At 64.3% G+C, this 21,080-nt stretch carries 20 protein-coding genes and 1 pseudogene; 12 read left to right on the top strand and 9 right to left on the bottom strand.

Translation table 11 applies throughout. The annotated features are described in order from the left end of the window. The first annotated feature begins 233 nt into the window (after window positions 1-233). Together EN852_RS24855 and EN852_RS24850 are read left to right on the top strand one after the other, a co-directional pair. Complete coding sequence (locus EN852_RS24855) at window positions 234-1,736, top strand: leucyl aminopeptidase (RefSeq protein WP_127877849.1); 1,503 nt, start codon at window positions 234-236, stop codon at window positions 1,734-1,736. 3 nt (window positions 1,737-1,739) lie between these two features. Continuing rightward, window positions 1,740-2,189 (top strand): DNA polymerase III subunit chi, encoded by a 450-nt coding sequence (locus EN852_RS24850; protein ID WP_127877851.1) that lies wholly within the window; start codon window positions 1,740-1,742, stop codon window positions 2,187-2,189. 5 nt (window positions 2,190-2,194) lie between these two features. Here EN852_RS24850 and EN852_RS24845 read toward each other — a convergent pair whose 3' ends face one another. Then, entirely contained in the window at window positions 2,195-2,761 is a 567-nt protein-coding gene (locus EN852_RS24845; protein ID WP_127877853.1) for a T6SS immunity protein Tdi1 domain-containing protein, read from the bottom strand. Window positions 2,762-2,896: 135 nt separating this feature from the next. Here EN852_RS24845 and EN852_RS24840 point away from each other — a divergent pair, with 135 nt between their 5' ends. The 6 genes from EN852_RS24840 to EN852_RS24815 are packed head-to-tail and all read left to right on the top strand — an operon-like array spanning window position 2,897 to window position 9,092. Further along, window positions 2,897-3,886 carry a 3-oxoacyl-[acyl-carrier-protein] synthase III C-terminal domain-containing protein gene (locus tag EN852_RS24840; RefSeq protein WP_127877855.1) on the top strand — a complete coding sequence of 330 codons (990 nt, stop codon included), beginning with the start codon at window positions 2,897-2,899 and terminating at the stop codon, window positions 3,884-3,886. Between the two features lie 2 nt (window positions 3,887-3,888). Further along, window positions 3,889-4,872, top strand: coding sequence for an NAD(P)-dependent oxidoreductase (locus EN852_RS24835; RefSeq protein ID WP_127877857.1), 984 nt, complete (start codon window positions 3,889-3,891; stop codon window positions 4,870-4,872). After that, window positions 4,869-5,702 carry an MBL fold metallo-hydrolase gene (locus EN852_RS24830; RefSeq protein ID WP_127877859.1) on the top strand — a complete coding sequence of 278 codons (834 nt, stop codon included), beginning with the start codon at window positions 4,869-4,871 and terminating at the stop codon, window positions 5,700-5,702. The genes EN852_RS24835 and EN852_RS24830 overlap by 4 nt, the downstream gene beginning before the upstream one ends. Continuing rightward, the gene (locus EN852_RS24825) at window positions 5,699-6,955 is read left to right on the top strand and encodes a F390 synthetase-related protein (RefSeq protein ID WP_127877861.1); all 1,257 of its coding nucleotides are present in this window, start codon (window positions 5,699-5,701) and stop codon (window positions 6,953-6,955) included. The genes EN852_RS24830 and EN852_RS24825 overlap by 4 nt, the downstream gene beginning before the upstream one ends. Beyond that, on the top strand, window positions 6,952-8,100 hold the full coding sequence (locus EN852_RS24820) for a GNAT family N-acetyltransferase (RefSeq protein ID WP_127877863.1): 1,149 nt from the start codon (window positions 6,952-6,954) through the stop codon (window positions 8,098-8,100). The genes EN852_RS24825 and EN852_RS24820 overlap by 4 nt, the downstream gene beginning before the upstream one ends. Continuing rightward, window positions 8,097-9,092, top strand: coding sequence for a Rieske 2Fe-2S domain-containing protein (locus tag EN852_RS24815; RefSeq protein WP_127877865.1), 996 nt, complete (start codon window positions 8,097-8,099; stop codon window positions 9,090-9,092). Before EN852_RS24820 ends, EN852_RS24815 begins: the two co-directional genes overlap by 4 nt. Window positions 9,093-9,315: 223 nt before the next feature. Here the strand turns inward: EN852_RS24815 and EN852_RS24810 are convergent, their stop codons facing one another. The 4 genes and pseudogenes from EN852_RS24810 to EN852_RS24800 form a co-directional block, all read right to left on the bottom strand. Further along, window positions 9,316-10,479, bottom strand: a complete 1,164-nt coding sequence (locus EN852_RS24810; RefSeq protein WP_127877867.1) for a hypothetical protein — start codon at window positions 10,477-10,479, stop codon at window positions 9,316-9,318. Between the two features lie 199 nt (window positions 10,480-10,678). Continuing rightward, window positions 10,679-11,005, bottom strand: a pseudogene (locus tag EN852_RS42490) (DUF995 domain-containing protein); the annotation flags it as partial. 15 nt (window positions 11,006-11,020) lie between these two features. Continuing rightward, a complete protein-coding gene (locus EN852_RS42485) occupies window positions 11,021-11,179 on the bottom strand; it encodes a hypothetical protein (protein ID WP_246694382.1) in 159 nt (52 codons plus the stop codon). A gap of 128 nt (window positions 11,180-11,307) precedes the next feature. Then, entirely contained in the window at window positions 11,308-12,219 is a 912-nt protein-coding gene (locus EN852_RS24800) for a glycoside hydrolase family 26 protein (protein WP_127877869.1), read from the bottom strand. A 594-nt stretch (window positions 12,220-12,813) separates the two neighbouring features. Between EN852_RS24800 and EN852_RS24795 the strand changes: the two genes are divergently transcribed. Continuing rightward, entirely contained in the window at window positions 12,814-14,646 is a 1,833-nt protein-coding gene (locus tag EN852_RS24795) for a cellulose synthase catalytic subunit (RefSeq protein ID WP_246694390.1), read from the top strand. A gap of 265 nt (window positions 14,647-14,911) precedes the next feature. Then, on the top strand, window positions 14,912-15,316 hold the full coding sequence (locus EN852_RS24790; protein ID WP_127877873.1) for a hypothetical protein: 405 nt from the start codon (window positions 14,912-14,914) through the stop codon (window positions 15,314-15,316). Between the two features lie 131 nt (window positions 15,317-15,447). On the opposite strand, the gene EN852_RS24785 is transcribed toward EN852_RS24790, so the two are convergent. Beyond that, window positions 15,448-15,933 carry a MarR family winged helix-turn-helix transcriptional regulator gene (locus EN852_RS24785; protein WP_127864943.1) on the bottom strand — a complete coding sequence of 162 codons (486 nt, stop codon included), beginning with the start codon at window positions 15,931-15,933 and terminating at the stop codon, window positions 15,448-15,450. Window positions 15,934-16,022: 89 nt separating this feature from the next. On the opposite strand from EN852_RS24785, the gene EN852_RS24780 reads away from it, so the two are divergent. After that, a complete protein-coding gene (locus tag EN852_RS24780) occupies window positions 16,023-16,391 on the top strand; it encodes an antibiotic biosynthesis monooxygenase family protein (RefSeq protein WP_127877875.1) in 369 nt (122 codons plus the stop codon). A gap of 3 nt (window positions 16,392-16,394) precedes the next feature. Here EN852_RS24780 and EN852_RS24775 read toward each other — a convergent pair whose 3' ends face one another. The 3 genes from EN852_RS24775 to EN852_RS24765 all read right to left on the bottom strand — a co-directional run bounded on the left by EN852_RS24775 (window position 16,395) and on the right by EN852_RS24765 (window position 20,102). Further along, window positions 16,395-17,471, bottom strand: a complete 1,077-nt coding sequence (locus EN852_RS24775) for a glycosyltransferase family 2 protein (RefSeq protein WP_127864945.1) — start codon at window positions 17,469-17,471, stop codon at window positions 16,395-16,397. A 5-nt stretch (window positions 17,472-17,476) separates the two neighbouring features. Next, window positions 17,477-18,394, bottom strand: a complete 918-nt coding sequence (locus tag EN852_RS24770) for a lysylphosphatidylglycerol synthase domain-containing protein (RefSeq protein ID WP_127877877.1) — start codon at window positions 18,392-18,394, stop codon at window positions 17,477-17,479. Between the two features lie 145 nt (window positions 18,395-18,539). Beyond that, a complete protein-coding gene (locus EN852_RS24765; protein ID WP_246694381.1) occupies window positions 18,540-20,102 on the bottom strand; it encodes a glycosyltransferase family 39 protein in 1,563 nt (520 codons plus the stop codon). Window positions 20,103-20,508: 406 nt separating this feature from the next. Between EN852_RS24765 and EN852_RS24760 the strand changes: the two genes are divergently transcribed. Further along, entirely contained in the window at window positions 20,509-21,054 is a 546-nt protein-coding gene (locus EN852_RS24760; RefSeq protein WP_246694380.1) for a DUF995 domain-containing protein, read from the top strand. The last annotated feature ends 26 nt before the right edge of the window (window positions 21,055-21,080 follow it).

Genomic DNA, 21,080 nt, shown 5'->3' with positions numbered 1-21,080 from the left:
CAATGGATAAGAAATGCAAAACATCGATGGTTAACAGCAGGTTACGGCAGCAAGTTAAGATTGCGCCGAGGCGAATCCTTTGTCTATGGTGGCGCTGATATAGGCAGCGATTTCGGCCAAAGTCTTGCCAAATGGCTGAAAACGACCAAATGTCGCGCACGCTTGCCAACCCCCTTGCTCGCCAAGATTTAACTTTGCCGGCACCGTACGGCCATCCCCGAAAGCAGGACCTGATGACGTCGAGACCTACCATTTCTTTCGCCAAATTCGCCACGCCGAAAAAGGGGAGCGTCTTCGTGCTCGCGGCCGACGGCGGCGGGCTTGGCGAGGCGGCGAAGGCCTGCGATCCGGCCGGCGCGCTGGCTCGCGCGTTTCCGGTCGCCGATTTCGCCGGCAAGTTCGCCAGCTCGGTCGAGGTGCTGGCGCCGGAAGGAACGTCCGTCGACCGGCTCGTGGCGATCGGCGCCGGCAAGGTGTCGGCTCTCGACGACAACGCCTGGCTGAAGCTCGGCGGCGCTGTCGCCGCTTCGCTGCGCAAGGCGACCGAGGTGGCCGTCATCCTCGATCTGCCGGAACTGCAGGTTGATGGCCGCCAGGCGGCGAGCCTTGCCGCCGGCATCCTTCTGCGCAGCTACGCCTTCGACAAGTACAAGACCAGGAAAGACAAGGACGACGGCCAATCCGACGCGAAGGCGGCGAAGCCCGCCAAGGTCACGATCCACTGCGCCGATCCGGCTGCCGCGAAGAAGGTGTTTGCCGGCGAGGAAGCGGTGGTCGACGGCGTGCTGCTGGCGCGCGACCTCGTCAACGAGCCGGCCAACGCGCTGGGGCCTGTCGACTTCGCCGAGCGCGTCAAGGCGCTGGAAGCACTTGGCGTCGAGGTCGAGATCCTCACCGAAAAGGAGATGAAGAAGCTCGGCATGGGCTCGCTGCTCGGCGTGGCCCAAGGCTCGCCGCGCGGCGCCCGCCTGGTGGTGATGCGCTGGAACGGCGGCAAGGCCAAGGACGCGCCGCTGGCCTTCATAGGCAAGGGCGTCACCTTCGACACCGGCGGCAATTCGATGAAGCCGGCCTCCGGCATGGAAGACATGAAGGGCGACATGGGCGGTGCGGCCGCCGTCACCGGGCTGGTCCATGCGCTGGCCGCGCGCAAGGCCAAGGCCAATGTGGTAGGTGTCATCGGCCTTGTCGAGAACGCCGTCGACGGCCACGCCCAGCGCCCCGGCGACATCGTCACCTCGATGTCGGGCCAGACGATCGAGGTGCTCAACACCGACGCCGAAGGCCGCCTCGTGCTGGCCGACGCGCTCTGGTACGCCAACGACCGCTTCAAGCCGAAATTCATGGTGAACCTGGCGACGCTGACCGGCGCGATCATGGTCGCGCTCGGCCAGCATTATGCCGGCCTGTTCTCCAACAATGACGAGCTTGCCGGCCGGCTTTTCGGCGCCGGGCAGGCATCACAGGAACGGCTGTGGCGTATGCCGCTCGGCCCCGAATACGACAAGCTGATCGATTCCAAGAATGCCGACATGAAGAACATCGGCGGCCGCTATGGCGGCGCCATCATCGCGGCGCAGTTCCTGCAGCGTTTCGTCAAGGACACGCCGTGGGCGCATCTCGACATCGCCGGCACCGCGATGGGCGGGCCGTCCAGCGAGATCAACCAGTCCTGGGGTTCGGGTTTTGGCGTGCGCCTGCTCGATAGGCTGGTGCGCGATCACTACGAAGGATAGGGGATGGCCGACATCCTGTTCTACCATTTGACCGAATCGACGCTCGAGGAGGCGCTGCCCGGCCTGCTCGAGCGCAGCGTCGAGCGCGGCTGGCGCGCGGTGGTGCAGACGGGCACGGAAGAGCGCCGCGACGCGCTCGACCAGCATCTGTGGATTTTCCGCGACGATTCCTTCCTGGCTCATGCCACCGACCGAGAGGCCTATCCGGCCGAGCAGCCGGTCCTGCTCACTGCAAGCGAGGGCAACCAGAACGCCGCGCAGATCCGGTTCCTGGTCGACGGCGCCAGCCCGCCCGAGCTATCGGGCTACGAGCGCGCCGTATTCCTGTTCGACGGCCATGACGCGGCACAGCTCGAAGCCGCGCGCGGCCATTGGAAGACGATGAAGGAAGCCGGCCACGCCGTGACCTATTGGCAGCAGACGCCGGACCGGCGGTGGGAGCGCAAGGCTTAGAGCCGTCAGCGATCGCCGATCGTCACTTTGTTGATCTTCGTACCGTGCGGGAGGTCTTTTACTTGCCGGTGGATTTGGCCGGCTATGTGCACCTTCACCACGAAGAAGGTCTTGTTGATTTGCGCGGCTGACATTTCGCCTCCGAGTACGGGTGGCGTTTCGAAGTCGTAACATTCGCGGTCCGCCAAGACCAATCCCTTCTCTCGTGCCGCCATCGCTAATCCAACCAGCAACAGTTCGTCGCGACGATCAGGATCGTTGAACTGGGTTGTAAGCCCCGGCCATGTTTCCGACACTTGGGTCAATCGGCCTCCGATCATGTCCAGCAATTTGACGGAACCATCGGGAGCACGGAAGAAAATGTCGCCGAATGAGGAGACTGCGGCGGGCTCCAAGCCATCAAGCCCAACCCACTTCCAGCCGTCCAGTGCTTCCCAGACATCCTTCCTTGACGGCTCGATAAACAGATACTGGAGACTGTCTTGCCATGGGCTTCTGACAACATCCGCATTTGGCTTCGAAACAGAATTCCCAAAGACAGAAGAAATAAAGCGAGAAAAAGAATTGGCCATGCGTCACCCCCTGCAACGTCGCATACTTATCGCAGAATGATCGGCGATCAAACGTGGTCGCTTGGCGCCGTCACGGTCGTCGCCTCGAACCGCTTTTTGCGCTAGATAGACGCAAGCTCATGCGGCGAGGGGGGAATGCGGATCAGGATCGTCGGAACCGGCAGGGCGGTACCGGCTGAGCGGGTGACGACGCGCGCGCTGGAAGAGAAGCTCGGCCTTGGCGAGGGCGCGCTGGAAACCGTCACTGGCGTCGTCGAGCGCTATGTCTGCCATGCCGAATCGCAAATCGATCTTGCTTGCGCCGCCGCGCGCCTTGCGCTTGCCGATGCTGGCCTCGAGCCCAGCGTCGTCGACCTGATCATCGGCGGCTGCGGCGTGCCTTACCAGCCGCTGCCGGCGACCGCGCCCCTGGTCATGCAGCGCCTCGGGCTGGCGGACGGCTCGGCCGCCGCCTTCGACGTCAACAGCACTTGCCTCGGCTTCCTCACCGCCTTCGAGGCCGCCGGCCGCATGATCGAGGCCGGCCAATGCGAGACGGCCCTGGTCTTCTCGTCCGAAGTCGCTTCGCGCGCGCTGCCGTGGCAGGACGCGCCGGAGATCGCCGCGCTCTTCGGCGACGGCGCGGCGGCGGCCGTGCTGCGCAAGGCCAGGCCCGGCGAGGGCAAGGTAGCGGCCAGCCTGATGCGCACTTATCCTTCCGGCTGGGAAGCCTGCGGCATCGGTTCGGGCGGCACGCGCTTCGATTTCCGCAAGGAGCCGGAGGCGTTCGCCGCGCACAGCCTGTTCCACATGGATGGCAGGGAACTGTTCCGACTCACCTCGCGCCACTTCAACGGCTTCGTCGACGCTCTGCTGGAGCGCGCCGGCTGGCGGCGGGAAGACATCGATCTCGTCGTGCCGCATCAGGCGAGCCCCTTCGCGCTTGCGCATATGGCGCGCCAGACCGGCTTTGCGCCGCAAAAGCTCGTCGATATCTCCGCCCGCTTCGGCAACCAGATCGCCGCCTCCGTGCCCTTCGCGCTCGACGTCGCGCGCCGCGAGGGCCGCGTGGCGTCCGGCATGAAGCTGCTCTTCCTCGGTACTTCCGCCGGCGTCTCCTTCGGCGGCATGGCGCTGGAGGTCTGAGCATGGCCGTCCTCGTCACCGGCGCAAGCGGCTTTCTCGGCGCCCATGTGCTCGAGCGGCTGGCCGCCTCCGGCACGCTGGCGCTCGGGCTCGGCCGCGATGAAACGCGCTGCGCGGCGCTCGAAGCGGCCGGCCATCGCATCATCCGTCACGATCTCGCGCAGCCGTTCGATGCCGCCCTCGACCCCAGGCTGGGCAGGGTCGAACGGATCATCCACTGCGCGGCGCTTTCCTCACCCTTCGGACGCCTCGCGGATTTCGAGGCGGCCAATGTCACGGCGACACGCAACCTGCTCGACTTCGCCAGGCGGCAGGGCGTCAGCCGCTTCGTCCACATCTCCAGCCCGTCCGTCTGCTTCGCCTTCCGCGACCAGCTCGGCCTCAGCGAGGATGCGGCCTTGCCGGAGCCGGTCAATCACTATGCCCGCACCAAGCGCGAGGCCGAAAAGATCGTGCTCGGCCAGCCCCATATCCATCCGGTCGTGCTGCGGCCGCGCGGCATCTACGGCCAGGGCGATCGAGCGCTGTTGCCGCGCCTGATCAAGGCGGCGAAAAGCCGGCCGCTGCCGCTGTTTCGCGACGGCCGGGCGGCCATCGACCTCACTTATGTCGACGATGTCGTCGATGCGGTCATGGCGGCGCTCGCGGCACCAGTCGAGGCCGAGAGTCGGATCTTCAATATCTCTGGTGGCGAGGTGCTGCCGGTCCGCCGCATCGCCGACGAGGCCTGCATCCGCGCCGGCTTGCACGCGCGCTGGCGGCCGATGCCGCTCATGCCGGCGATGCTGGCGGCGGGCGTGATGGAAGCGGTGGCGCTGCGGCTGCCCGGCCGGCCCGAGCCGCCGGTCACCCGCTATGGGCTCGGTCTCTTCGCCTATGCGCAAAGCCTCGATCTTTCCAAAGCGAAACGAATGCTCGGCTGGGCGCCGAAAATCTCGTTCGAACAAGGGCTTGACCGCACGTTTTCCTGCGGGACCAGGCCATGAAGCTCGTCTTCGCCAACAGCGCCTGGGTGAGCGCCGCCGAGCGGCTGATCCTGCGCGGCGGCACCTGGCAGAGCGTCAGGCTGCGTGTCCGCTACGGGCTGTTCTTTCACCCCGCCGCCGGACCGGTGCTGGTCGATACCGGCTACACGGCGGAAGCGCTGAGCGGCGACAGGCGCGGGCGGATGCTGCGGCTTTACGGCGCGCTTCTGAAACCTCAGCTCAATGCCGGCGAACAGGTTCTGCCGGTGCTGCGGCGTTTCGGTCTGTCGCCTGAAGATGTTCGCGCCGTCGTCGTCACACATTTCCACGCCGACCACATTTCGGGCCTGTCGCTGTTCCGCAACGCGCGCTTCATCGCCAGCGATGCCGCCTGGGCGCGGGTCAAGGCGCGCAAGCCGCGCCAGAATTTGCGCCACGGCGTTTTCACCGAACTGTTCCCCGCCGACTTCGAGCCGCGGCTGGAAGGGGTGTCCTCGAAGCGGCGGGTCGAGGCGCGCGAAGACGTGCCCGGCGGCGCCGATCTCTTCGGCGACGGCAGCGTCGTCGCGGTTGATCTTCCAGGACATGCCGATGGCCAGTTCGGCCTGCTGTTCAATGGCCTCGATCGACCGCTGCTCTACGCCGTCGATGCGCAATGGCTGCTCACTGCCTTGATCGAAAATCGCACGCCCGGTTTCCCGGCCACCGTGATCGCAGAGGAGGCGGCGGCGATCGAGCCGACCAGCGCCATGCTGCGCCGCTTCCTCAGCATGGGCGGCGAGGTGATGCTCTGCCATGATCCCGCGCCGACAGCCTACGATCTCGCTGCAAGCGATCCGGAGGTCGGATGAACGGCCTGGCGGAAGCGGTGGGCTCCTTCGCGCTGACACGCTGGGTGTCGCGGAAGAGCCGCGCGGATTTCGAGCGCTGGCAGGCGACTGCCTTGCGCCGTTTCCTCGATCGCGACCTGCCGCACGCCCCCTTTTACGGCAAGGCGCCAGCGCGCCTCAGCGATCTGCCGGTCACCGACAAGGCGCTGCTGATGGCGCGCTTCGACGAGTTCAACATCGGCGGTCTCACCGCCGCGCAAGCCTGGACGGCCCTGGCGCGTGACGGCCGCGCCGGCGCGCAGACTGTCGGCGCGAGTACCGGCACCTCCGGCAACCGCGGCCTGTTTGTGATTTCGGAAGCGGAGAAATACCGATGGCTGGGAGCGATCCTCGCCAAGGCGTCGGCCGATCTTCTCTGGCGCGGCATCCGCGTCGCCGTCATCCTGCCGCAGAACACCGGTCTCTATGACAGCGCCCGCAAATCGCGGCTGATCAAGCTTGCCTTCTTCGATCTGACCGTGGGGCCGGAAAGCTGGCGCGATGAACTGGAAGCCTTCGACCCGACGGTGATCATCGCGCCGCCAAAGATCCTGCGGCATTTCGCGGCCGAGAACTTCCGGCTCTGGCCGACGCGCGTTTTTTCCGCCGCCGAGACGCTCGATCCGGTCGATCGCCCGGTGATCGAGAACTTCTTCCAATTGCCGCTCGACCAGATCTACATGGCGACGGAGGGCCTGTTCGCGGTGACCTGCAGACAGGGTGGCCTGCATCTGGCGGAAGACTCCGTCTTCTTCGAATTCGAGCCGGCGGGCGAGGGGCTGGTGACGCCGCTGGTGACCGCCTTTCGCCGTCAAACCCAGATCATGGCGCGTTATAGGATGAACGACCTGTTGCGCTTGTCCAAAGAACCTTGCCGCTGCGGGTCGCCGCTGCGCTGCGTCGACGAGATCGTCGGCCGCATGGACGATGTTTTTCGATTCACGTCGCCGAACGGCCTGATCCTGGTCACGCCCGATGTGTTGCGCAACGCCGTGCTCAAAGCCGACCGCCGCATCGACGATTTCCGCCTCGTTCAGACCGGGCCGGAGAGCATCGAGCTCAGACTTGCGCCGACGCTCCCGGACGATGCGGCGGCGGCTGCGCATCAAGCTGTGCGTGCTCTCCTGGAAATGCGAAAGGCGGCCGCCACCGTAACACTCGTCCGCGCGCCGCTGCCGTTGGAAACAGGCCGCAAGCTGCGCCGCGTCGAATGCCGCCTGGAGCCGGCACGATGAGCGGCGCGACGATGATGGAAAGGCAGCCCGTGCAGCAGGCCGACCGCGTCGACAACAAGCCGGCAAAGGTTGCGGCTCTCGTAAGCCTTTTCAGCGAGGTGCCGGTGCGCGATCTCATCGCCAACCTCAAGACGAAGGTGGAAACATTCGAGGTCGCTGGCCGGATTTTTCCGCTGACGCTGAACGACGCCGATGATGCGCCAAACTGCTACATCTGCCGCCCGACCAACGCTTATATCGACTACGCGATCGACGAGACGCGCAACTTCGCCGCCCACCCGCTGCTGCGGCGTGTGTTGAAGGCGCTGATCGGCGCCTGCGCGCCGCTGGTCAAGGCAAGCGGCCTCGACCATCAGGCGCAGGTCAACAACTGGCTCTATTCGACCAATCCGGTGCCGCTGCTCGACCGGCCGACGGTGGCTTCGCTGCGCGCGGCGCTGACCGCGCGTTTCCCCGATCGCGCCATCGTCATCCGCTCGTTGAACGACATCGCCGATCCGGCGACCATTGCCGCCTTGAAGGCCGAGGGGTTCCGCATGCTGGCGGCACGCCAGATCTACATCTTCGCCGACCGCAGCGCCGCGCCCGCCATGACGCGCGACATGAAGCGCGATCGCGCCCGCCTGCGCGAAACACCGTTCGAGCGGGTCGGCAATGGCGATTTCACCGACGCCGACTATGCCCGCGCCGAGCAGCTCTACGATATGCTCTATCTCGCCAAATACACGCCGCTCAATCCGCACTACACGAGCCGCTATATCGCCGAGATGCATCGGCGCGGCATCATCAGCCTGGCGGGATTGCGCCGGCCCGGCGGCGAGCTGGTCGCCGTCACCGGCCTGTTCGAGAACGGCGGCACGCTGACCCAGCCGATCGTCGGCTACGACACCAGCCTGCCGGTCGCCGACGGGCTTTACCGCATGATGATGGCGGTGGCGCAGGACCACGCCACGGCGCGCGGCCTGTTCTTCAACATGAGCGCGGGCGCCGCCGGTTTCAAAAGGCGGCGCGGCGCGGTTGCCGCGATCGAATACAACGCCGTCTATGCCGGACATCTTCCGCTTCGCCGGCGCCTGGCGATCCGTATCATGGAGGCCGTGCTGGCGCGGATCGGGATTCCCTTGCTCAGGAGGTTCGAACTGTGAGCGAGCGCCGTCGGGAAGCCTTTTGGCAGGCGGTGGCGCTGTCCGCCGATACCGGCAAACGGCCGAAACGCATCCTGCTCGACGGCGAGCCCGTGGTGCTGTTCCGTTCGGCGCAAGGCATCGCCGCGTTGTTTGATCGCTGCCCGCACCGGCTGGTCGAGCTGTCGACCGGCAAGATCGTCGGCGGCGAGATCGAGTGCCCTTATCACGGCTGGCGCTATGACGGCGAGGGACGCTGCACGGCGATCCCCGGCCATGTCGGCGCCATGCCCCATTACCGGGTCCGTCGCTACGCCGCGATCGAGCGCGACGGCGTGGTCTTCATCTCCTCCGGCACGCCGCGGGGCGAGCCTTACCTTCACTGCATGCAGGGCAAGGACGTCATCGTGCGGCGCGTACGCTCGTCGACACAGTCGACGGTGATCGATGCGGCGGAAAACATTCTTGACGCCACTCACACCCACTTCACCCATAAGGGACTGCTGCGCGGCCTCACCTCCAAGCGCCATCTGGTGCGGGTCGAGGTGACCGGCGGCGAGGGCTGGGTCGAGGCGAGCTACACCGGCGAGGACCGCCAGCAGGGCCTGATCAGCCGGCTGCTGGAAGGCGAGCGCGCGAAGACCATCGGCCGCTTCCGCCATCCCGGCATCGCCGAGCTGGAATATTGGGGCAAGGACGGGCTGGTTTTGGCCACCACCTTCCATCTGCGCCAGGCCGACGAGCGCACAGTCGAGGGCATCGGCTGGCTGATCGGCCGGCGCCAGGGTCTGCTCGGCGAGCTGAAGGCCCTGGCCTTCAAGCCGCTCTTCACCATCGCGCTGCATCAGGACCGGCGGGTGTTGAAGTCTGCAAGCGACAATGCCTGTTTCGCGCCGCAGGCCGTGCCGGTGATCGGCCCGCTCGACTTCCTGCGCCGCGACATCGCGGCGATCATGGAAGAGAAGATGCCGCTGGCTGCGAGCGAGCCGAAGGTGCATCAGATCGAATTGTGATGATTGGGCGAACGGAATTCCAACGTCTCATTCCGTCACACCCCCCCTCTGTCCTGCCGGACATCTCCCCCGCAAGGGGGGAGATTGGCTGTCGCGACTGCTTTCGCCAATCATCGACGTTGCAGGAATGGCGCCGTCGGCGAAGCTGCTGATCTCCCCCCTTGCGGGGGAGATGGCCGGCAGGACAGAGGGGGGCGCTGTCCCGCCGACTTCTACAGTCTGCCTAGCCCGAGCCCGGCCCATTCCACTCGATATCCCGCGTCGAGGCCGCTTGCAGGCTGATCCGTTCGCGCCAAGCTTCCCTCGCAATCTCCGCCAGCGCTGGCCATTGCGCCCTTACCGGGGCTGAATCGCCCGGCCAATCGAGCAGTTCCTCGCCCTCGCGCATCGCCTCGCGAAAGCGGGCAAGCGCTCGCGAACGCAGCGCCGCCGGCAGCCCATAGATCCACATCGCGAGCCGCACCGTTTGCGGCCTGGTGACGTCCGGCCTGACCTCAGGACCGCCGCCCAGCACGGCGTCCACGAACCGCGCCGGATCGCGGAAGAAATGCAGGCCGCTCACCGCGCGCGGGTTGCATTCGAGCGGCAGCACGCGTCCATCCGTCTCGCGCATCAGGTCGAACGAGATCTGCCCGGTCCATGCGGTGCCGGCGACGATACGCTCGACCAGTTCGCGCGCCGCATCGTCCTCGACCCGTTCGAAGAAGATGCCGGCGCCCTTGCCGGCGCGACAGAGCGAGCGGTAGAGCGCCAGCGCCTTGAGCCTGCCCTCGCGCGCCACAGCATAGGCGCTGATCTCCTCGCCCTCGACAAAACGCTGCGCCACCCAGGGCATGGCGGGCGAGGGCGCGATCACATCGAGGAAATCCGGTGTCGGACGCAGCAGAACCTGATTGGCGAAGCGCGACCAGACCGGCTTGAACACCAGGTCACGCGAGTGGCCACCCACCGCCTCCAGATCGTCGCGGGAATTGAGAAGCGTGGTCTCCGGCACCGCCAGGCCAAGCTGTTCGGCAAGGTGAATGAAGCTGTGCTTGTTGTGGACCTCTGCCAGCAACCCGATGTCGGGGGCGAACACCTTTGCCGGCATGGTCCTGCCGCGCCAGGCCAGCGCAAGGTGGAAGACCTCCTCGCAGGTCGGGATGACCAGTTCGACACCTTCAGCCCTTATCAGCGCTTCCACCGCCTCGGCATAGGCTTGCGGTTCGAAGCGCGGCGGTGGCAGGCGATGATAGCGCGCGCAGGCCTTGCTCGCTGCCGCGATCGGCCGCGCCGGGGTGTCGGCCAGGATCACTCTGCGCCCGGCGCCGTGGACAAGGCGCGCCAGATGCAGCGCCACCGGCGCGCGCGCTCCCGTGATCAGGATGGATCTGTCAGTCCTCGGCATCGGTCATTCGCGGTCGTTCCCGTCGCGAAAACCGTTGCGCGAAATCGCTCTGCCAGGCAATTGCGCTGTTCACGCCAACCGGTGCGTTTCACCGTTTCATGGAATTCCGGACAGAAGGCTATGGCGAAGACGCCGAGCCTAACCGCTCACACTTTTCCAGGAATTGCTCTACGCATGGCGCCATGCCTGCGCGCAGCGACTACAGCTTCGCCTTGAAGCGTTTCACCTTCCTGCTCGCATAGTCGCCATTGCGCAGGTTCGATTTGCCGTGGCGGTCCGTGAACTCGTACCAGTCTCCGCCCGGAGATTTGCGCTGGTAGATCACCTTCCCGGCCTGGCGATGCTCGAAGCAGCTCAAGGAGGTCTTGGCGCCCGATGAGCCATGCCAGGTTGCCCGGAAACACAGTTTGCCGCTGCCGGGCATGAACCAGATGCCCTCGCCATAGCTCTTTCCACCTTCGGTGGACCAGGCCGTAAACTGCCGCTTCGGCACCGCGAAATAGGCGGCGCCGTGATTGCCCCAGCGCCAGGAACGGTTCTTTTAGAGCTGATAGATGCCTTCGTCAGAGATGGTGGTGGCCTTCGCCGCCTTGTCGCCGATCCTGTTCGCGGCCTTGGCCATTGCGGCGTCCTGCAGGCCGATAACAAAAACGGAGCAGGCGAGCGCCGCTCCGACAAACTTCCCCACTGCACTTTTCACGATTTTACTCCGCCGACTGATTTACGCATACGCTTCACCCACCGCCGAGCCAGCTCGGCGGCAACCCCACTTTAACAGCTTTAGCCGGAGACCGTCCCGGTCTGGCCGGGACGGGCATGGTCACGCCTTTATGGCAAGACGTGCTGGGTCACCCGCCAGTCGGGCAGGCCATAGCCGCCCAGCCATGGCCAGACTTCCTTCTGGTTGAAGTAGACGACCGAGGTCAGCGCCGGAAACTCCGCATAGGACTTGCGCGAGTCGTCCGACCATTTGGACACGTAGTCCTGCTTTCCGACATAGCCCAATTCGGCGACGACGATCGGCTTGTTGAATTTCGCGACACGGTCATAGCCCGGCTTCAGCGTTTCTTCGAAGGTCCGGTCGCGGCCGACCTCGTCATTGTCCTTCTTCTGCAGGCCGAACACCGACAGGCCGACGACGTCGACATAGTTGTCGCCGGGATAGTATTTTTCCAGGCCCTCGATACCCTTGGGCGACCACATGTATTTTGCCGCGGGCGCGGCCTTGCGGCAGACGTCCACCTCGCGCTTGTAGGCGGCGATCCAGTCCTTCGGCGCCCAGTTGGCCCAGGTGAAGCGGCCGTTGGTGTCTTCCATTTCCTGCGCCCAGCGGATGGTGACCGGGCTCTTCATCTGCCCGACGAGGTTGCAGATCGCCTGCATGTTGGCGTCATACTTGCCGCTCAATATGCCGTTCTTCAGCTCGGGCGGCGTGATGCGCCAGTCCTTCGACCATGTCCAAGGCTCGATGGTGATCAGCAGCGAGCGGCCGCGTTGCTGCGCGTAGGCATCGGCCAGAGGCAGCGTCGACAGGTCGACGTCTTCCCAGGGCAGGAACAATTCCTCAATGCTGGCCGTCTTGTCATTGCTGAAGTCGCCGTAAGGATCGTAGGAGCCGAACGCCGACGCCGCCGAGCTCGTCTTGATCGGATCCGTCCCGGCCGGCGATCCAGCCGACGCCGGCAAGGCCACGCCAACGATAAGCGCCGACACAAGCGCGGTTGCTGTGCAGAGTTTCATACCCGCCTCCATGGGCTTCAATGTCCGACGGACTTTGAAGCTTGCCACAACGTGCCGACCGAAACCGGCACGCAAACCCAAATATCGGTTGCCGACGTGGAAAATGCGGGTTTTCAGAGCGACTGGGACTGGCGTGCTTCAAGCGGTGCCGTCCACTATTGTTGTCCCTTCCGGCCCTATACATAGCCCTTGAGACGAGGTCGCCGCGATACTCACAAATTCGCGTCAACGTTACGATATTAACCCTTCCTCATATAAGAGCCTATGCTCAGTGAGAGTCAAGCGCAATTAACCGTTACTTAACCTTATCGCGATCGGTATGGTTAACGGGAAGGATGGCTCGCGCTGCCCCGAACGCTTCACACCTGCCCGCGTTGCGGGCCACGCCCGACTGGGAAGGTCGCGGATGCCGTGGTTGTTTAACCAGTTCCCAACAAGCGTGGTTAACGAAAGCCTAATCTTGTTGACTCTGCATTAGCTTGGGCTGATTCTATAGCGGGGATGAATGCGCTCGACCGGCTTGGCCGGGCGGGCAGGGCGGGTAGTGTGGGCGTATCTGGGGAAGCCGGCGTTGTCGGCGGCAAAACTGCGTCATTGGGCAAGGCTGGCGAGGTTCCGGCCGGCCACGGCCCCAATGGCCCTTACCTAGTACCTGTGCTCACGTCGCGCCAGCAATTGATCTTGCGGCTTGGCCTTGCTTTCTGGTTCGTCGCGCTGGCTTTCTTCTGGTCCTGGTGGCTGCGGCCCGAGCATGTCGATCATGTCGGGCCCTTTGCCCTCGCCACAATCGTGCTGGCCTGGCTGACCTTGATGCCGACGTATTTCCTGCTCAACGTCCATGCCTCGAGGAAGTCGTCGAAGCTGCACACGATCCCGAAGCGCTCGCGCGTCGCCATGGTGGTCACCAAGGCGCCGTCGGAACCTTTCGCCGTGGTGCAGCGCACATTGGAAGCGATGCTGGCGCAGGACTATCCGCACGACACCTGGCTTGCCGACGAGGATCCATCGGAGGCGACGGTTCGCTGGTGCGACGCGCATGGCGTGCTGGTTTCGACACGCCGCGGCCGCGAGGACTACCACCGCAAGACCTGGCCGCGCCGGACCCGCTGCAAGGAAGGCAATCTCGCCTTCTTTTACGACCACTACGGTTACGAGCGCTACGACTTCGTCGCCCAGATGGACGCCGATCACGTGCCGACGCCGACCTATCTGAGGGAAATCCTCTATCCCTTCGCCGATCCTGGCGTCGGCTATGTCTCGGCGCCCAGCATCTGCGACAACAATGCCGACGAAAGCTGGGCCGCGCGTGGCCGGCTGTTTGTTGAGGGGATGCTCCACGGACCACTGCAATCCGGTTACACAGCTAGCGGCGCACCCCTCTGCATCGGCTCGCACTATGCCGTAAGGACGAGGGCGCTGCGTGAGGCCGGGGGTCTCGGTCCGGAGCTCGCCGAGGATCATTCCACCTCAATGCTGATCAACGCCGCCGGCTGGCGCGGCGTGCACGCGATTGACGCAATCGCCAATGGCGACGGACCGCAAACTTTCGCCGATCTGATTACTCAGGAATTCCAATGGTCGCGCAGCTTGACGACCATCCTGCTTGAATACACGCCGGCATATCTGTCCAAGCTCAGCCCGAGGCTCAGACGGCAGTTCGTATTCTGCCAACTCTGGTATCCCATGTTCGCTTTGTTCGCGATGGCAACATATGCCATGCCGATCTACGCGCTTTTGTCGGGCAACAATTTTGCCAACGTGGCGTATCCGGAATTCCTTATCTACTACATGCCAAGCGCGGCCATCCCGATTGCTCTGGTGATCTTTCTAAAGAGGTTAGGTCTCTCGCGTCCATTCTCGGCCAAGGCTATCAGTTGGGAAGGGACACTCTTCCATTTGTTCGCGCGCTGGCCGTGGGTGATGGCAGGAACGCTAGCATCGGTTCGCGATTATCTGACCAAGTCATTCGTCGATTTCCGCGTCACGCCAAAAGGCAGCGGCCCAAAACACCTTCTGCCCGCCCGCGTCATCGTGCCATATGCTCTGCTTGCGATTGGTGCTTCGTTGCCGGTTCTTCTTGTGGAGCATCCTTCGACAGCCCTCGGTTTCTACTGGTTAGCCGCGTTCAATGCGACGATCTACGGATTGCTGGTCGTGGTGATAGTTGGCAAGCATCTGACCGAGAACAAGATTTCGCTGCGGCAAGACGTGGGCAAGTTTGCGCTGCAAGGATCGCTCGCTGCCATCGCCGTATTGATCCCGCTGGCAGGATTTTACGACCGCGGGCTGCAAGGCATATATGGACTGCAGCAGGGCGCCGGTCACTTGCGCATCGTCAGGATAACCTATCCGGTTTCAGGCGCGGGACAGGGCGGGGCCGGGACCCAGAACTTCTATTTCGACCCCGGCTGGGATCCGTCGCCCTGAGGCCGCAGGCGTCGTCGAGCCCATGGCCTGACTGAACCGCTGGCCTCCTGACGACCGCCATTCAAAAAAATGCTCAAATTTTAATAAAAGTAGGTCGAGTGCCGAAAGACTGCGCTCATCACGTCGTTTGCGCGAATTTTAATAAGTCTCCTCTAATATTAAGCCGCGATGCGAGTGAATGTGAACCGCTTGCGCAATATGAACGAGAGGCGGGGAGAACATATCTCCGCGCTTCATCAAGAAATACTGTGGGCAGGGGATGGCAATGATGAAATTCGCGAAAGGCGCGGTAGCGGTTGGCGGAAGATATGCCGTCGCGCTTGCCGCTGTCGCACTGGTCTCGATGGTGTCGGGCTGCCAGAGCATGGATACGATGAAAACCGGCTCGCTCAGCGTCAAGCCGGTGACTGAGCAACTCGGCAAGAAGATGCACCACGTCGAGAACGGGCGGCTGCATGTGGTCAATCGGAAGCCGATGACACGCATGACCAGGGTGACGCGCGTCAGGGAAGAAGCCTATGCGGCTTTCGTGCGCCCGCAGCGGCTGCACATGCCGGCGCCGGTCAAGGTTTCCTACACGCTGGGCAGCGTTGGCCCGCTGCTTGGCCATTCGCCCTGGATTTGCGGCCCAAGCGGCTTCGGCCAGCGCTCGGCCTGCCGGGCTCGTTGAACCAGAAAAGGCGTCGTCGCCGGGGGGCGCGAGCCGGAGGCGAGGGGAAGCGCGCAATGCGCGCGCTGCCTCTTGCCTTCCGGCCGCCAGTCCACGAACCTCGTAATTGACACCCCACGGATCCGTAGCGGTCAGCTCTGCTCCTCCAGATCCGCGTCTCCTTCCAATCTTCGTCGCAGCACCATGATCACGCCATGCATGGTGTTGATGTCCTCGACCGCGAGCCCTTCGGCGAGGTCGTTGATCCAGGGTGCCTGAAGGCGCATGGCCGCGTCGTAAGCCTCGCTGCCCTTGTCCGTCAGCATCACGAGCTGCGCCCGCCGATGGTGCGGGTTGGTCTTGAAGGCGACGAGTCCCTCGCGCTGCAGGTCGTTGACGATGCGCTGCACGTTCTGCCGGTTGGCGCCGAGGTCGCGCGCCAGCCATGCCACAGGCTGTGGCCGCTCGGCCGCTACAATGGCTCCAAGAACCTGCCAACGGGCACTGGTGAGGCCGAGATCGGCCACCAGCCTGTCGCCGGCTGCACTGATGCGGCTGTTCAACCTGAACAGGTCGAGGATGAGATCGCTCAAGGCCTTGCCAGCCGCCGTCCGTTTCATAGCGCGCGAATTCGTCATTCTATATCCATATTGACATCATAATGTCAAATTAGTATGTATGCATAGTAACAGATTGACACCATAACACCAATATGAGGAGTTCTCCGATGACCCATATGCGTCCTCTCGACCCTGCTTTCCCGATCGACCGTCAGGTCGCGCTCGACGCCAACGCCGTCGTGCTGGTCAATGTCTTCACACTCGACAAGGCCGACGAGCAGGCCTTCCTGGAGATCTGGCAAGACGACGCAGCCTTCATGAAGCGGCAGCCGGGCTTCATCTCGACCCAGCTGCACCGGGCGCTCGGCGACAGCCCGACCTATCTGAACTATGCGATCTGGGAATCGACCGCCGCTTTCCGCGCGGCATTCATGCATCCGCAATTCAGGACGAAGATTTCGACCTATCCGTCCTCGTCGGTCGCTTCGCCGCACCTTTTCCAGAAAGTCGCCGTGCCCGGCATCTGTGTAGCCTGAGCGCTATTTCCGGCGCGGCTTCGCCTTCCCGATCTGCGGCTTGCTCGGCCATTGCCAGCCGTCGCCTTCGCCAGGGGCGGGCTGCGGCCGCGCTACATAGGCGAGCGCGCCGTTGGCCTCGAGATAAACACGCGACAGCATCTCGGCCAGCACGCCCGACGTCACCGCCTGCAGCCCGGCGATCACCAGGAAGAAGCCGGTGATGAGCATCGGCCTTGTGCCGATGTCCTGGCCCCAAAACACCTTGATCGCGAAGAGATAGGCCAGGATCAGCGAGCCGAGCACGCCGAGCACGATGCCGATGCCGCCGAAGAAATGGCCGGGCCTGGTGCGGTAGCGCATGAAGAAGAACATGAAGACGAGGTCCAGCACGACGCGGAAGGTGCGCGAGATGCCGTATTTCGACTGGCCGTGGATGCGGGCGTGATGCGTCACCACCTCCTCCGCGATACGGCGCGGCGTCGTCACCGTCGCGAGCCACGCCGGGATGAAGCGGTGCATCTCGCCATAGAGGCGCACGCTGCGGATGACGCTGCCGCGGAACACTTTCAGGCTGCAGCCATAATCGTTCAGCCGCACGCCGGTGACGCGCGCGATCAGCCTGTTGGCGATGCGCGAGGGCAGGCGGCGCAACCAGAACCCTTCCTTGCGGTTCTTGCGCCAGCCGGCGACGAGGTCGAGATCCTCGGTCAGCAGGCGATAGACCATGCGCGGAATGTCGAACGGATCGTTCTGGAGATCGCCGTCGAGCGTCGCGATGACATCGCCGCGCGCGGCGTCGAGGCCGGCCTGCATGGCGGCGGTCTGCTTGTAGTTGCGCACCAGCTCCACGCCATGCACATGTGGCCCGTATTGCGCCGCCAGCCGGCGGATCTCGGTGGGCGTGGCATCGGTGCTGCCGTCGTCGACCAGCACCACCTCCCATGGCTGGCTGTAATTCTCCATCGCCTGATGGATGCGCACGAGCAACGGCTCGACATTGTCGGCCTCGTTGTACATCGGGATGACGATGGAGAGCTTGTGCTCGGGCATGACGGCGCCCTCGGGCAATCCGGAAGCCGGAATGGGAAGCACGTTCATGGCGGTCATTTCCTTGCCGGTCCCGCCGCCGGGGTTTCCGGCAGCGTCGATTTCGAGGGGAACAGCCAGGCGATCGCACCGGTCGCGACCGCCGAGCACAGAATGAAGAGATGGAGCGCGAGCGCCGCCTGCAGGCCGTCCTTCATGGCGATGCCGGAATAAAGCAGCGCCGCGGCGGCGCCTGCCTCATAGGTGCCGAAGCCGGCGACGCCCTGCACCGGCAGGATGGCGGCGGCTTCCGCGCCGACGGCGCCGGGAAAGGCGGTCTGGAACGAGGTGCCGAGCAGCATGGCGAGCAGCCAGCCCTGCACGCCGAGCTTCAGCGCCCAGTTGGCGATCGTCCACCACCAGCCATAGCGCGAGCGTCCCGTCGCCTCGGTGAAGATGTCGCGCAATTTGCCGAGCTTAGAGACGATCCTGCCGCCCGCCGTCCAGTTGTGCGGCGCGCGCGCCCAGCGCGGCAGGTACCAGGCGGCGGCGATCAGCGCCGCGATGCCGGCGGCCCTCAGCGCCGGATGCAGGCCCGGCCAGACAAGGCAGGCCAGCACGCCGACGACGAAAGCGTCCTGCAGCCTGAACCAGAGAAGAGATGCGCTGGCCCGCACGATCGAGACGCCGAACACCTGGCGCAAGAGGATCGGAAAGGCCGTCTCGCCGCCGCGGAACGGCACGATGTTGATCATGGCATTGTGGATCAGGATAACGCGCAGCGTGGCGCCGAAGCGGCCGTTCACGTCTTCGCGGAACTCGTCGCAGACGCGCAGTGCCCTGAGCACATAGGTGACGAACAGCGCCGCCGCGACCGCCACGAAAGCGCCGGGCGTGATGGAGGCGAACGCATCGCCGACCATCTTCCAGCGCTGGTCGCTGGCAAGCCATGCCAGCAGCGCCAGGGTGACGATTATCGAGAATGCTCTTTTCAACCAGTACTCCGCCGGCTTCCATCGCCGCGTCAGCGGCCGCGCCGCAACGTTCATCGCTACGCGGCCGTCCGCCGGCCGCTTGGCCCGCCGGTTGCCGCCGAAAGGCCAACCGCGTCGAGCGCATGGCCAGGCCTCAACGGCTCCCTCACGGGCGGGTGATCCTATAGACCAGCAGCGTATCCGAATCCACAAGCTTGGTTCCCGCCTTGTCGAGATAGCCTATGACCCCAGCGTGATGCTTCATAAACTGCCGGTCCTGATTGTCGGCGGCCTCCTTGGCAACGCCGAAGAGGTCTGCGCCCTGCGCGCGCAGATCCTCCAACTGAGCAATCGCGGTAGCATCGTCCTCGACGAACTTCGACCATTCCACGTCACCGCCGCCAGGCGGAAAAACCCAACCCCGTTGCCTGCTGTAATAAATGGCGACTGGGTCGCCGACGGCCGGGGCAATTGTAACGACGAGATCGTCGGGTTTGGCGACCCGCGCAAGCGCTTCGCCAAGCAGCTTTCCATTCGTGGCGACTGGCGCCTTCATCGTCTTGACGAGCGGAAAGGTCGAGAGGATGAGCGCCAACGTAGCGATGAAGATCGAGCGCAGGATGACGGCCGGGGTGAGCGCCGTTCCGGCGCCGAGCGTCGCCAGCACCAGCGCGCCACGGCCGCAGAACATCGCCAGCGGCACGTGGAAGATGTGGTAGTTCCATGGATTGCTGGTGATCTCGCGCGCCGCAGCGACATAGACGATCGCCGCCGCCGCGAGCCAGACATAGGGAACGGCCGAAAGGACCCGCTCACCGGTTTCTTCGCCGGGCTTGGGCGGCATCCAGAAGCCAACGGCGATCAGCGCCATGAACGGATAACCGTAGAACCACCAGACCGAGGTATTCCAGACCGACTTGAGGTAGAAACTGTTCTTGAAGAACGTCCAGAAGCCGGAATCCCAGATGTAGCCGCTGCCGGCGACATGGTAGGGCGGGTAGCTGCGGCCGAGATAGATGGCCCAGCCGAAATAGGCGGCAACGACCGCCAGGCTGATCAGCCCGCTGAACAGCACCCGCGTCGCCTGCCTGTAGCGCCGTTGGAGGATCCAGCAGACCGTCAGGTAGAAAATGACGGCGCCGGCGGCGAGCCCCGGCGGCTTGGCCAGCGCGCCAAGCGTGAAGCTCGCCGTTGCCAGCGGCAGCAGCCACGGCTTGCCGCCGGTCCAGTATTTCACGAACAGCCACACGCCGAGTGTCACCAGCGCAAGCATCGATGGATCGGGCAGGAACGAACTGTCGATCATCGCCGGCCCGGGCATCAGCGCATAGGCAAGGGCTGCCGCATGCGCATGCGCCTCATCCCAGCAAAGCGCGGTCAGCCTGTGCAACGAAAACACCGTCACCATGCCGAACAGCGCGGCGACCATGCGGCCGAACCAGTCGTGCCAGCCGAAGAGCTGGTAGAGCAGCGCGGTGATATAGCTGACGATCTGGAATTCCCGGCCCTGGTAGCTGGGTCCCGGGCCGGTCCAACTCACCTCGGGGAAGAAGATGTTCCAGCTGCGCTGCTGGAAATTGTCGGCCATCATCGCGGTGCTTGTCTCGCGCCAGCTGAAGGCATCGACCAGGGGCTGGGTGATGTCGTGAAAACGCGCGATGGCGGCAATCAGCAAGATCGCCAGCAGGATCGCGGTGTGGATGCGTGCGGCGCCGACAGCCCGGCGCATGCCGGCAAACCCCGCGCCTCGCAACTCACTCGTTTCCGCGCTGTCTAACATGTGGAGCAGCCCCCCGCCGAAGCTATTCTGGCGACATCCAATCGCCAAACAAGGTCAGACTATCACAACATTGTAATATCCCAGGTTAACTAACGGCTTGTAGTGCTCACTTGAGCCTTGACTCAGTTGACATCGCGCCGCGCGCGGCTGTTAATAGCTTCAAGGGCGCTGATCGCGCCGCATCGGGCCGACGGGCCCGGGCATGGCGACGGCTCGCGGAAGCCCGAAGAGACATCTTCCAGATCATGGTTCCTCGGCCCCACAGTATCGGGGTCGAGAGGGGGGTATCGATATGGGCACGCGCGTTGGAACGACAGTTGAAACCACATCGCCATGCGAACCGGGCCGACTTGAATTGAGCCAGCCCCGTCGGCTTGCGAGAGGCGGCTGGCTGGTTGTGCTGCTGGCCGCCTGCGGCCAGATTGCTTTTAGCGGCGCCGCCGGCGCGGCTCCGGCAAAGAACGGCGCGCCGGTGGAGGCGGCCGTCAAGCCCGACATTGCTCCGACGGCTTTCGAGCTGCAGCTTCTCTATGCCGACCGCACCTGGAACTGGAAGAACGGCGCCGCCTATTTCGGAATGGACAGGCGCCTGCATGCCTGGACGAAGGGTGAGGATTCGCCCGCCGTCGGCGAGGGCCGCTGGCTGGTGACGGAAGACGGCAAGATGTGCATGGAACTTGCCTGGCGGTCCAAGACCTACTCCACCAAGCCGCGGCGTACCTGCTACAGCCATCGTGTCGACAAGGGCAAAATCGAGCAGCGCAAGGATCCCGACGGCACGTGGTATGATTTCAAGCACGCCAAGGACGATCCCGCCGACGAGCATCAGAAGTTCGAGGCGGGCAACACCAAGGGCGCGCAGTTCGATGAGGCCCGCAAGCTGATCGACAACAAGAGCTGAAGCAATAAAAGCGCGCGTTGAGTCCG

Source organism: Mesorhizobium sp. M2E.F.Ca.ET.209.01.1.1 (genome assembly GCF_004010375.2).
Classification (GTDB): Bacteria; Pseudomonadota; Alphaproteobacteria; order Rhizobiales; family Rhizobiaceae; genus Mesorhizobium.
This window is presented reverse-complemented; position numbering and strand designations above follow the sequence as displayed.

Coding starts and splice junctions, on each gene's coding strand:
- EN852_RS24855 (WP_127877849.1), top strand. CDS start 234: ATGACGTCGAGACCTACCATTTCTTTCGCCAAATTCGCCACGCCGAAA.
- EN852_RS24850 (WP_127877851.1), top strand. CDS start 1,740: ATGGCCGACATCCTGTTCTACCATTTGACCGAATCGACGCTCGAGGAG.
- EN852_RS24845 (WP_127877853.1), bottom strand. CDS start 2,761: ATGGCCAATTCTTTTTCTCGCTTTATTTCTTCTGTCTTTGGGAATTCT.
- EN852_RS24840 (WP_127877855.1), top strand. CDS start 2,897: ATGCGGATCAGGATCGTCGGAACCGGCAGGGCGGTACCGGCTGAGCGG.
- EN852_RS24835 (WP_127877857.1), top strand. CDS start 3,889: ATGGCCGTCCTCGTCACCGGCGCAAGCGGCTTTCTCGGCGCCCATGTG.
- EN852_RS24830 (WP_127877859.1), top strand. CDS start 4,869: ATGAAGCTCGTCTTCGCCAACAGCGCCTGGGTGAGCGCCGCCGAGCGG.
- EN852_RS24825 (WP_127877861.1), top strand. CDS start 5,699: ATGAACGGCCTGGCGGAAGCGGTGGGCTCCTTCGCGCTGACACGCTGG.
- EN852_RS24820 (WP_127877863.1), top strand. CDS start 6,952: ATGAGCGGCGCGACGATGATGGAAAGGCAGCCCGTGCAGCAGGCCGAC.
- EN852_RS24810 (WP_127877867.1), bottom strand. CDS start 10,479: ATGCCGAGGACTGACAGATCCATCCTGATCACGGGAGCGCGCGCGCCG.
- EN852_RS24800 (WP_127877869.1), bottom strand. CDS start 12,219: ATGAAACTCTGCACAGCAACCGCGCTTGTGTCGGCGCTTATCGTTGGC.
- EN852_RS24790 (WP_127877873.1), top strand. CDS start 14,912: ATGATGAAATTCGCGAAAGGCGCGGTAGCGGTTGGCGGAAGATATGCC.
- EN852_RS24785 (WP_127864943.1), bottom strand. CDS start 15,933: ATGACGAATTCGCGCGCTATGAAACGGACGGCGGCTGGCAAGGCCTTG.
- EN852_RS24780 (WP_127877875.1), top strand. CDS start 16,023: ATGACCCATATGCGTCCTCTCGACCCTGCTTTCCCGATCGACCGTCAG.
- EN852_RS24775 (WP_127864945.1), bottom strand. CDS start 17,471: ATGAACGTGCTTCCCATTCCGGCTTCCGGATTGCCCGAGGGCGCCGTC.
- EN852_RS24765 (WP_246694381.1), bottom strand. CDS start 20,102: ATGCGCCGGGCTGTCGGCGCCGCACGCATCCACACCGCGATCCTGCTG.